A 13,184-nucleotide genomic window follows, 5' to 3' on the forward strand; every position below is an offset into this window, starting at 1 on the left:
TATCACCTTTGGCTTTTTGAAGCTATTTTATCTACTCCAATTTCGTTGACCCATATCGGAATTATACTATCCCAAACCCTGAAAACACTTGTAGAATTAATTGTGTAGGACTGTTTACAACTAATAATGGGCAACTGACATCATTTCTGATCCTTCCTAAAATAATTCGAGGTTGAAAGCGTTTTCAGCAAACATTATAATGTCGTATTATGTTCAAGAAGTTCTTCCCGTTTTTCATACTACTGATACTAGGCTTAAAAGCCAATTCCCAATCCTTCACTTCCATTTGGAATACGAACAATACAAGCAGCGGATCTTCGGCGGCCAATGAGGTAACCATACCTACAAATCCCGCCTATACGACCTATAACTATGACGTGGACTGGGGCGATGGAAATACGGATACCGGTGTTACCGGAACTATTACCCATACCTACGCATCTCCTGGAAATTATACGATACAAATTAGCGGTACTTTTCCTGCCATTTATTTTAACAATACGGGAGACCGACTAAAAATCATTGAAATACTGGACTGGGGCAACATCCAATGGCAAACCTTGGAAAATGCATTTTTCGGATGTGAGAACCTCAACTTTGATGCCATTAATTCCCCAGACTTATCGCAAGTTACCAACATGTTCCAAACCTTTCGAAATTGCCGAAGCTTTAACGGTATCATGAACAATTGGGACGTAGGCAATGTCACAACCATGGCCGGTCTGTTTCACGGAGCTACCATTTTCAATAGGCCCTTGGATGCCTGGAATACGATTTCCGTTACGGACATGACCAATACGTTTAATAGTGCAAACGCCTACAACGAACCTTTGGACAACTGGAACGTGGCCTCCGTCACTACCATGGAAGGAATGTTCTCAGCTGCCACTTCATTCAATCAAAACATCAATAATTGGGACGTAAGTCAGGTTACCAATATGTCCGGGACCTTTCAAAGTACAAATAGTTTCAACCGCCCTTTGAACAACTGGAACGTTGGCAATGTAACGGACATGTCCAATATGTTCTATTCCTCTGATTTTAACCAACCTATTGGCAACTGGAACGTAAGCAATGTGACCAACATGTCCGGTATGTTCGCACAAGGGGAATTCAATCAACCTATTGAAGGTTGGGACGTGAGCAATGTGACCAACATGAGCAACATGTTCTTTAGACATAGAACATTTAATCAACCTCTTAACAACTGGAACGTAAGCAATGTGACGAACATGGCCGGTATGTTCGATGGATGGATTTGGAACGTTACCTTCAACCAACCCTTGGACAATTGGGACGTGAGCAATGTGACGAATATGAGCTATATGTTCAGGGACACGGACAACTTCAATCAGGACATAACCGGATGGAACGTTAGCAATGTTACCAATATGAAAGGGATGTTCAATGGAGCCCATATGTTCAATCAACCTATTGGAAGCTGGGATGTAAGCTCCGTTACAGATATGAGCGAAATGTTCCAGAATGCTCCGTTATTTAATCAGCCTCTGGATAGCTGGGACGTAAGTAACGTTACACTAATGAACAATATGTTTTTGAGGGCATTGGTGTTTGACCAACCCTTGAACTCTTGGACCGTGGATGTTGTTACCAATATGAACGGTATGTTCAGGGGGACACCAGTATTTAACCAATCTTTATCCAATTGGAATACCGCCAGTGTTACCAATATGGGCAGAATGTTCCAAGAAGCTACTGCATTTGATCAAAATTTGGGTATGTGGCCTATTGGCAATGCATCCAGTATGGAGAATATGCTGTCCGATTCTGGAATATCCCAAGAAAATTACGACAATACCTTGATAGGATGGGCAGCTCAAACGGTCCAATCAAACGTAAACCTGGGAGCTACGAACCTTACTTATTGTGATGGTCGCGATGCCAGACAAGATTTGATGGATAACCATGGCTGGAACATTACCGGGGATTCCATAAACTGTTCGTTCGTACTTTGCGCAAACATTACAATGCCGGCGGCAGGTGATACCCAAGTACCCGCCAATAGTGATATTCGATGGGACCCGGTACCCAATGCTACTGGGTATAGGGTAACGGTAACCAGGGACGATGGCTCGGGACCCGTGGAGGTATACAATCAAACTTTGGGAGCGACTATTGTAGGAGTAGATTTCACCAATGAATTTATCCCAGGGGACGATGTTTCCGTATTGGTAATTCCATTTAATGCCGAAGGCGATGCAGTGGGTTGTACCCCTATTACCTTCACGGTAGTTGAAAGCTGGGTCAATAGTCCAGCTGCTTTTAAATTGACCTACAATACTACCCTGACCGACTATAAGAGTACACCCGCCAATCAGTTGCGAATAGAGGCCAATACGGGGTATCCAGGCTATTTAGCATATCATTATTCCATCGACTGGGGTGATGGCCAATACAATAATCATGTTACGAGTACCATAACGCATACCTATCTTACCCCAGGAATATATACCGTTTCCATTATAGGCAATTTTCCGGCACCCTACCATTATTACTCAAATTCGGATAGTTTTAAACTAATCTCCATAGATCAATGGGGCACCCAACCATGGGAATCTATGGAACTAGCCTTTTATGGATGCTCCAACATGGAATATAACGCCACCGATGTTCCGGATCTGTCAAGTGTAGCCAATATGCGAAGTATGTTTGGTTCCTGTGCATTGTTCAATGGAAATATTTCCAATTGGGACGTAAGCAATGTGACCGATATGTACGGCGTATTCATAGGTGCGACGGATTTTAACCAACCTTTGAACAATTGGAACGTAAGCAATGTTACAAACATGAGCGCCATTTTTTTAGCAGCAACCTCGTTCGACCAGCCCCTTAACAATTGGAATGTAAGCAGTGTAACCAATATGGCGGATATGTTCCGGCAGGCATCCGTATTCAATCAAAATATAGATAGTTGGAACGTAAGTAATGTTACCAATATGTCTTCCATGTTCGAAAGAGCGGAATTATTTAACCAGCCGCTAAATTCCTGGAACGTTGGCAATGTAACGGATATGAGTCAAATGTTCGATGGCTTTGTATCTGATATGGCCTTCAACCAACCCTTGGACAATTGGAACGTGAGCAGTGTTACTAATATGCAGGCCATGTTCCGTAGGAGCACGGCATTCAATCAAAACATAAATAGCTGGGACGTATCCAATGTTTTGGACATGAGTTACATGTTCCGCGATACGGATAATTTTGACCAACCCTTGGGTAATTGGGATGTATCCGAAGTTACGAACATGCAATACATGTTCTACGATGCAAAGGTCTTTGATCAAAACATCAATACCTGGAACGTTACCAACGTTACCAATATGCGCAGTATGTTCCAATTGGCAGGTGCTTTTGACCAACCTTTGGGCAACTGGGACGTGAATTCCGTCGTGAACATGCAATCCATGTTCCAATCGGCTTCCGTTTTTAACCAACCCTTGGATTCTTGGAACGTAAGTGCCGTAGCCAATATGGCATCCATGTTCGAGAGTGCGGCGCTTTTCAACCAACCATTGAATAGTTGGGATGTTTCTTCGGTTACTCTAATGAATTCCATGTTTGAGGATGCGGCGGTTTTTAACGGATCCATAGGTAACTGGAACGTAGGTTCCGTAACCAATATGGAAGCCATGTTCAAGGATGCCATTGTTTTTGACCAGCCAATACCAAATTGGGATACCAGTGAGCTATTGAACGCAAGGGAAATGTTCAGGGGAGCATCGGCCTTTAACCAAAATATAGATGCTTGGAACACTTCTTTCGTAACAACTATGGAGGCTATGTTCCAAAGTGCCACTTCCTTCAACCAACCCATAAATTCCTGGAACGTGGCATCTGTGACGACCATGCTTTCCATGTTCAATGGGGCATCGGCCTTTAATCAACCTTTGGATAATTGGAACGTACGTAGGGTCACCACAATGCAAAGCATGTTCGAAAATGCATCGGCCTTCGATCAAAATATTAATACTTGGCGCGTTTCCGGGGTAGGCAATATGAATTCGATGTTCAGGAACGCCTCAGCTTTCAATCAGCCTGTAGATCAATGGGACCTTGGCAGTGTTTCCATGCAAGCCATGTTTGAAAATGCTTCGGCCTTTGACCAGTATTTAGGGGATTGGGTAATGGGGGATGTCAGCAATGTGACCAACATGCTCAACAATACGGCGTTGACTCGCATAAACTATGACAATACCTTGATTGCATGGTCCGAGCAAAATCTTACTCCTGGTCTTTCGCTGGGAGCCCAAGGCTTGCTATATTGCGATGCGCTTGAGGAAAGGCAATCCATGACGGATAATTTTGGATGGTCCTTCTATCAGGATTTACTGGATTGCCCGATTCCTGAATGTACCCTACTTGTTGCACCCTTAAACGGTGAAGTTGATGTTCCTGTTAACACCAACCTAAATTGGGAGCCTGTCCTTTACGCCCGTGAATATCATTTGACCGTTGGCACTACTCCGGGAGGAAATGATATCCTGAATAATGAAATCGTGGTCAATGCAACATCCTACGAGTTCCCAACCGAATTTTTAGGGGGTGAAACCGTATACGTGAACATAGTTCCCACCAATGATACGGGAAGTGCCGTGGCATGTAGCGAAGAGAGTTTTACGATAGCTAACAATCCACCAACCATACCGGAATGTACCCAACTTACTATGCCCATGAACGGAGCTACGGAAGTAGCCGTGGATACCGATTTGTCCTGGGAACCCATTTCCAATGCGGATGGCTATAGATTGACGATTGGCACCAGTTCCGGGGGCAACGAAATCCTGGATAATGTAGACGTTGGGAATACCACCAATTATAATCTGGCAGCCAACCTACCCGAGGATACGGATATTTATGTAACGATAGTACCCTATAACGAACAAGATCCTGCTCTGGGATGTACCGAGGAAAGCTTCCGTACGGAGTTAATTCCCGTACCACCTGTGTGCACAAACCTAACCAATCCTATATCGGGGTCCGTGAATGTACCTATTGACACAGATCTAACTTGGAATTTGGTAGACGGCGCGACCGGCTATATCGTCAATGTGGGGATTACGCAAGGCGGTATTGAAATCGCCAATGGAATAGACGTAGGAAATACGACTACCTATTCTTTCGCGCAGAATTTACAAATCAATAGAACCCACTACGTGACCATTATACCCTACAATGAGGTAGGCGATGCCGTTGGATGTGCCGAGGAGAATTTTAGAACCGGAACTTCCACCTTGAACAACCCTCCCCTTTGTACGGCGCTTTCATCTCCATTGAATGGGGCGGCGAATGTACCTTTGGACACCAATATTAGTTGGAACGCTGCCGCAAATACGGATGGGTATTATCTTACTATAGGAACAGCATCCGGAGCTACGGATATTCTTGACGCAATGGATGTTGGGAATGTGACGATGTATGACCTTCCTTCGGATTTACCCGAAAATGCAACTATTTTCGTGACCGTTGAACCCTACAACAGTTTTGGAAGTGCCGCTTCGTGCACCGAGGAAAGTTTTACGACGGAAACCTTGCCAACCGCACCCAACTGTACCAGTTTGACGGCACCGCTCAACAATGCGACGGATGTAATCCTATCCACCAATATTTCATGGAATACCGTTTCCAACGCGGATGGATATTACCTGACCATGGGAACTACTTCCGGCGGAAATGACATTTTGGATGCTATGGATGTTGGCAACGTGAGTATGTATGATTTGGCAACGGATTTGCCCGAAGCTACTACCATTTTTGTGACGATTGTACCCTATAATTCCATAGGAAATGCCATGGGCTGTGCGGAAGAAAGCTTCGTAACCGAAACCTTGCCAACCGTACCCAATTGTACCGATTTGACGGCACCGCTCAACAATGCGACCGATGTGATCCTATCCACGAACATTTCATGGAATACCGTTTCCAACGCGAATGGATATTACCTGACCATAGGAACTACTTCCGGCGGAAATGACATCTTGGATGCTATGGACGTTGGCAATGTGAGTATGTACGATTTGGCGATGGACCTACCCGAAGAAACCGCAATTTTTGTCACAATAATCCCATACAATGCCGTTGGAAATGCCATAGGTTGTACGGAGGAAAGCTTCGTTACGGAAAACGTAATGAATGTTCCGGATTGCACCAACCTGACGAGTCCATTAAATAACGCAACCGATGTGATCCTATCCAGCGATATTTCCTGGGCTACCGTTACCAATGCCGATGGTTACTACCTTAGCATAGGAACTTCATCGGGCGGTAACGAAATTCTGGACAATGTGGACGTTGGAAATGTAGGTACCTATAATCTGACAACGGACCTGCCCGAAGCTTCCACCATTTTTGTGACTGTTGTTCCTTACAATGCCGATGGCAATGCAACGGGATGTTCCGAAGAGAGTTTTACCACGGAAACCTTACCCACCATACCTGATTGTACCTCCTTGCTCACTCCAAGCAATGGAGATATCAACGTTCCTGTAGATGTAACCTTGACTTGGGAGGAATCCCCAACTGCAGACGGATACCGTCTCAGCGTTGGTACTTCTTCCGGTGGCAACGATGTGGTCAATAATGAAGATGTAAGCATCCTAACTTCCTACTCGTTTACGGAAAGATTGATGGAGGACACCCGATATTATGTGACGATTACCCCGTATAATTCGCTGGGCAATGCCATAGACTGTACGGAATTTATGTTCACCACCATTAACCAGGACGACACCCAATACGGTTTCTCTCCCAATGGGGATGGCATTAACGATTTTTGGACCATTGACGGTATTGAACTAAATCCTGATAACACGGTCTCCATTTATAACAGATGGGGGGACCTGGTATTCGAGATCCAGGGTTATGATAATCAGTCCAATGTATTTAGCGGTACCGCCAACAGAAAAACCCAGCTTGGGGCCAGTGAACTGCCCAGTGGCACCTATTTCTTTAACATACAGGTATCTGGTGAACACAATCTAAATAAACTACAAGGGTTCTTAGTCTTAAAGCGATAATAAATGAACAGAACAATGTACCAATTCGCTTTATTGGCGATATACTTTTTATTTCAGATAGACGGAAGCAAATTACAGGCACAGCAGACTCCTTTGTTCGCTGAGTATAATTACAATCCGTATCTCATCAATACGGCCTATGCGGGACTGGCACCTAGCACGGAAGTCTCCTTGAGCAACACCGGGTTTTTCAATCAGGTGGAGGGAAGTCCGCGTAGTTTTGCCTTAAGCCTCCATACCCCTTTGAACCGGGGAAAAGTAGGTTTGGGAGCGGGGTTCATTAGGGACGAGATCGGGGTTACCACATCTACCAATGCTTTTGCGACCTATTCCTATAAAATATTCTTCGATACCAAGAAAAATAGGCCTTATTGGCAGGTGTATACGCCCAACTCCCTTTCTTTTGCCATCACGGGAGGGCTACAGCAATACCAGGACAATCTCCTTGATCTGGGTATTGTTGGTGATCCCAATTTCGCCCAGAACATCAATGCATCCATACCCACGATAGGCTTGGGAATATTATTGAATCTGGCAGATTTTCATTTGGGCTTTTCGGCTCCCAATGTATTGGGGGACACCTTGGCTACGGATGACAATCTAGATCTTTCCAATTCCTATTACGGATATTTTGGTTACCGATTCTATTCGAACATCTTTGAAGAAATCATGATCAAACCCAATGTGCTGGCCAAATATGAAAACGGCGCTCCGTTTCAAGTGGATTTTAACATCGCCATGAGCTATAAAAATAGGTTCGAGTTGGGCACTGGGTACCGCACCAATTCTTCCATAAACTTGTTGGCCGGAGTGTATCTCTTAAAAAACATACGTGCCATTTATAACTACAACTTGGCCTTTAACAACAATCCGCTTGGAAACACCCATGGGATCGTGGTGAGCTATCTTTTTGGCGAAGGGTATCATAGGGATTAATTGCACAATTTAGTTCCTTTGACGGAACTAATCAGCCTTGTTGAATTCAGGAATTTTGGTAGTACGGTTTTCAAACCCCATGGATAAAACACGGATATATTTTATCTTAGGCCGATATATTGTAAGCCAAACGAATCCATGATCAAATATCCCTGCAAGTCCATCGGTACTGTTTTCATTCTTTTTTTATGCTCGCTTTCCTTGGTATCACAGGATACCTATGTTAGAAATGCATCGGTCGATATAAAGAAATATATATTCAATTTACAGCTAAACGACACTACCAATATTATTGCAGGAGAGGCGGAAATCCATGTGGATTTTGAAAAAGAATCGGTTCCCTTTCAATTGGACCTTATAGGATATTCCGGCAAGTACGGAATGAAAATTTCGAATGTTTCCGAAGCGGGAAAACCTGCGGACTATGTTTTTGAAAACAATAAAATTACCATCACCCCTAATCAATCCATTCCCTTATCTCAGGTATATACGGTAATCTATCATGGCATACCTGAAAGAGGCTTGGTGATAGACACTACCAAGTTTGGCCAACGTTCCTTCTTTGGTGACAACTGGCCCAATTTAGCCAGACATTGGTTACCTTCCGTTGATCATCCGTACGACAAGGCTTCCATTGAATTTAAGATTACCGCCCCGGACCATTATGATGTGGTAGCCACGGGCGAAAAAATTGAGGAAAGCTATCTTGATAATGACACAAAATTGACCATTTATAGGGAACCTGCGCCCGTTGCCATGAAGGTCGTAACCATTGGGGTCACAAGATTTGCCAGTAGGTTGTTGGGGGAAGTGTATGATATTCCGGTTACGGCATGGGTGTATCCTGAGAATCGGTTGGAGGGTTTTTCAGATTATGGGGTGGCCACCAAAGTACTTCGATATTTTATAGACCAAATAGGGCCCTATTCCTATGCCAAACTGGCCAATATGCAAGCAAAGACCCAGTGGGGAGGCCTTGAAAACGCGGGAACCATTGCCTATTTTGAAAATTCGGTCAACGGGAAAAATGAAGTCGAGGGACTCATTGCCCATGAGATAGCGCATCAGTGGTTTGGAAATTCTGCTTCGGAAAAAGATTGGAACCATGTGTGGCTTAGTGAAGGTTTTGCAACCTACTTCGCCATTTTGTACCAAGAGAGCGTTTACGGGGACGAAAAAAGAAAAGAGGAACTGCTTTTGGACCGAAACCAAATATTGGATTATTACAAGAAAAACCCATCGCCCATCGTAGACCCTAGCATTAAGGACCCAATGAAGGTCCTGAGCGTGAATACGTACCAAAAAGGGGGCTGGGTGCTACATATGCTCCGTCGGGAATTAGGGGACACCTTGTTTTGGGAAGGCATTGTAGCCTACTATAAAAAATACCAAAACTCCAATGCACTAACGGAAGATTTCAAAACCGTAATGGAAGAAATTTCAGGAAAAAATCTGGATACCTTTTTTCAGCAATGGATATACACAAAGGGTTATCCAGAAATAAAATGGGGATGGAATTATGAGAAAAACAAGCTTTTTGTAGACATAGAACAGGTGCAGGAACATGCTACCTTTTCCTTTCCTTTGGAAATTCAAATTGGAAATGAGCAGGGAAGAACCTTTACATTGGACGTGGTAGGCAAAAAAACCATTTTTGAAATACCCATGAAAGAAGCTCCCAAGTCCTTGACCTTAGACCCAAATGTCTGGTTGTTGTTTGAGGAAAAATCGTAATTGGGTCCCAAAAAAATCTTTCAGAAATATTATCTTACATACGTCATGGGTAACTTAGGTCCATGAAAAAAATTGGTATAATTATAGGGGTAGTAATTCTCATTTTTATTTTGCTTACCTATATCTCTGTTTCCTCTACCGAAAAGGAAAGTAAAACTTCCATAGTTCTGAATATCGAAGATTTAAAATCTATGGATTTTTCCAGAATAGATTCGGTTCTTATTGCCCCAACTACACTGTATAAAGCAAATAAATTAAAAACGATAATGCAAGGACAGCAATATCGTAAAGTATGGTCCACACCCTTTCAATTTCCAATATTACAATTGGACACTTTACATGGAGGTGCCAAGATTTTGGAGGAAGGCGGTGGAAAACAAACCCATAGTCTCAAACTAGAAACCAAAGATGGGTATATTTTTACCCTAAGAAGCATAAATAAAGATCCAGAACCATTAGTTCCAAAATGGGCAAAAACTCTTGGTTTAGAGAATATAATTGTTGATGGGATTTCCGCCCAGCATCCATATGCCGCCATAGCGGTGGCTAAATTGGCCGAAAAGTCAAATCTCTTGCATACCCAGCCAAAAGCTGTTTTTCTTCCTAGACAAAATGCTTTGGGTACTTACAACAAAGACTATGGCAATAAAATTTACTTGCTGGAACATGAAACGGATGGAGGAAAAAATTGGACACCCTTTAAACAGGTAAAAGAAATTGTGGATACAGAAAAACTACAAGAATCGAAAATTGAATTGGGTGCTATGCTAAAGATAGACAAATCAGCATTTATTAGAGCTAGGCTATTGGATATTGTAATTGGCGATTGGGACCGCCATTCCAAGCAATGGGGGTGGGTAGTGATTGAAAATGAGACTGGTCATATGGCAATACCACTTGCGGGGGATAGGGACAATGCATTTTTTAGTATTGACGGAATCATACCCTCGATTATTTCAAACAAATATATATTGCCGGACCTCCAATCCTTCCAAGAAGATATAGATTATCTACCTGGATTAGTTATGCCCATTGATATTTATTTTCTAAAAAATACCTCCAGGGAAAATTTCATTAAAGAAGCGGACCTACTACAAAATAAACTTACGGATTTGGCTATTGAAGAAAGTTTTAAGGCTTGGCCAAATTCCATATTTGAATTGGACGGTGAAGAAATTATCAACTCTATTAAATCAAGAAGAGATAAACTTCCCCAAATAGCAAATGAATTTTACGAAATCATAAAAGATAAAGATTACCTAACAGAGCCTCTTAAAGGTTCAGAAGATTTAAAACTACCTAGTTCCTTGATTAGATGTTTTGATTGTCCCTGATTTGGACTTAGAGTGTTTTCTTTTTCTGTTTTTCAAGTATTTATAGCCAATATACCCAAGTTGAGCTCCAATCAATATTAATTTTGTCTTCCTGCTTTTTACCAAAAGTTTAGCAAAACCTAATACGGGTGATATATTCATGATTTGTCCTTTTTGACAATTTCGCATAATTGACAAAAAGAAGCTACCACATTCAAATCAAAGTTTGGTTCAAAAACCTTTCCCTTTGATTAGAAGATTATGAATAAATGTCAATTTTGACTTTACAGGCTCTGATATTACAAAAGGGTAGGCATCGTCCTTTCCCATAGACCTGTTCATACTGTTCAATGTATAAAACAATGGAATCGCAGTTCGTAAAATAGCTTGAAAATCGTTCTCCATGTAAGGGTCGAAATTGGCATTCACGTCCAGGTCATTTGTCCCTCTCAATTTCGGGTATGTTTTTAGTCCAAAATTATATGCGGTTTCCAAAGTATCCATTAGATGGAGATAATGAGACCAGGTTTCTGCCCAATCTTCCCAAGCATGTGAAGATGCGTATTTGCTAATGTGAAAATTCTGCCAATCATGACGTGGGCCGTTGGTATAATAATTCTGTAAGGAATTCTCGTAAGAAATGGATTCGTCACCAAAAATTTCCCGAAAGTTTGACAACGTAACTTTATCATTGCGTATCAAAACATCCCAGTAATAATGACCTACTTCATGTCTAAAATGACCAAGTATCGTTCTGTAACGCTCTTCCATATTTTGCTTAACCTTTTCCCTAACAACGGCATCCGCCTCAGATATAAGAATCGTAATAACACCGTTGGCATGTCCAGTTTTTAGGTTGTCCCTGTTTTTTGGAGATAGGAAATCGAAACATAGTCCCTCGACAAAATTTTCCTTTTTGTTGAAAATGGGTAACCTTAATCGTAGGAGCTGATAAACGAGCCTGTGCTTTGCGATCTCAATTTTCTTCCAATTTTCTTGGTTTTTTATTACGGTTAAATCCGGTATGGTCCTATTTAATGAACAAGCAAGACAAAATCCGGAAGGGCTGTCTAGGGGGACCAGCCAATTGCAGGTTCCATGTTGGCTGTTGGCACAATACTTGTATTGCCCATCGCCCAGGGAGGGTGTGTTCCATTGTGAAAGATTTGGGGAAAGGGAAACCATTTGATTATAGAACGAACTATAGGCCAGGTAATATCCGCAGGAAACACATCTATTATTTTCAAAAACAATTGAATTTCCACAGTTGGAACATTGGAATAATTTCATAGAAACTTAGGCATGGGCTACATTCATTTTATCATCTTAAAATTAATGACCTCCTGCTCGGTCAAGTACCTCCAATGACCTCTGGGCAAATCCTTTTTTGTGAGACCTCCATACACCACACGATCCATTCTTGCGATGGTATACCCCAATTGCTCAAAAAGTCTGTTTACAATTTTATTTCTGGAACTATAAATCTCTATGCCCACTTCCCTTTTTGGGGCATCGTCTATAAAACTGATATCCTGTACTTTGACGACCTTCTCATCCACCACCACGCCTTCCTGGATCTTTACCAGGTCTGCGTTTCTAAGATCTTTGTCCAATACCACATGATAAATTTTTCGCAATCCGTTGATAGGACTTTTAAGGCGTTTGGTGAAATCTCCGTCGTTGGTAAAAAGAAGAAGTCCGGTATCTTCCTTGTCCATTTTGTCAACTGGGAGTAGTTTTGATTTTGATGCACTGGATATCAATCCGGAAACATGACGTTTGCCCTTTTCGTCGCGAATGGTTGTGGAGAAATCCTTCGGTTTGTTCAAAAGCACGTATTCCTTTTTTACGGGATTCAACAACTGTCCGTCAAACCTAACTTCATCAGAAAGTTTCACTTTGTAGCCCATTTCGGTAACGGGTTTCCCGTTTACGGTAACATTTCCCGCAGAAATATAGATATCCGCATCCCTTCTGGAACAGACCCCGGAATTGGCTACATATTTGTTCAGGCGGATGGAGTTGGGGTCGCTTACCTGTTTTGGAGCGGTGTTTTTCTTGATAGGCGCATTGCCCCTAGCGTAACTTTTTTTCCTAAAAGTCCCCCCTTGTCTTCCCGATGCTTTATCCCCTTTGTTTGACTCTCCCCTACTCATAACGGTTTTAT

At 42.4% G+C, this 13,184-nt stretch carries 6 protein-coding genes; 4 read left to right on the forward strand and 2 right to left on the reverse strand.

The annotated features are described in order from the left end of the window. Window positions 1–209 precede the first annotated feature (209 nt). The 4 genes from ACZ41C_RS05130 to ACZ41C_RS05145 all read left to right on the forward strand — a co-directional run bounded on the left by ACZ41C_RS05130 (window position 210) and on the right by ACZ41C_RS05145 (window position 11,038). Window positions 210–7,034, forward strand: coding sequence for a BspA family leucine-rich repeat surface protein (locus tag ACZ41C_RS05130; protein WP_464564835.1), 6,825 nt, complete (start codon window positions 210–212; stop codon window positions 7,032–7,034). Window positions 7,035–7,037: 3 nt separating this feature from the next. Next, the gene (locus tag ACZ41C_RS05135) at window positions 7,038–7,970 is read left to right on the forward strand and encodes a PorP/SprF family type IX secretion system membrane protein (RefSeq protein WP_464564836.1); all 933 of its coding nucleotides are present in this window, start codon (window positions 7,038–7,040) and stop codon (window positions 7,968–7,970) included. 138 nt (window positions 7,971–8,108) lie between these two features. Next, entirely contained in the window at window positions 8,109–9,704 is a 1,596-nt protein-coding gene (locus ACZ41C_RS05140) for a M1 family metallopeptidase (RefSeq protein WP_464564837.1), read from the forward strand. Window positions 9,705–10,060: 356 nt separating this feature from the next. Beyond that, window positions 10,061–11,038: a hypothetical protein gene (locus tag ACZ41C_RS05145; RefSeq protein WP_464564838.1), complete on the forward strand. Its 978-nt coding sequence runs from the start codon at window positions 10,061–10,063 to the stop codon at window positions 11,036–11,038. A gap of 210 nt (window positions 11,039–11,248) precedes the next feature. Here ACZ41C_RS05145 and ACZ41C_RS05150 read toward each other — a convergent pair whose 3' ends face one another. Then, window positions 11,249–12,307 (reverse strand): zinc-binding metallopeptidase family protein, encoded by a 1,059-nt coding sequence (locus ACZ41C_RS05150; RefSeq protein ID WP_464564839.1) that lies wholly within the window; start codon window positions 12,305–12,307, stop codon window positions 11,249–11,251. A 23-nt stretch (window positions 12,308–12,330) separates the two neighbouring features. Continuing rightward, a complete protein-coding gene (locus ACZ41C_RS05155) occupies window positions 12,331–13,173 on the reverse strand; it encodes a pseudouridine synthase (RefSeq protein ID WP_464564840.1) in 843 nt (280 codons plus the stop codon). Window positions 13,174–13,184 lie beyond the last annotated feature (11 nt).

It is taken from the genome of Maribacter sp. C-4077, assembly GCF_055378385.1.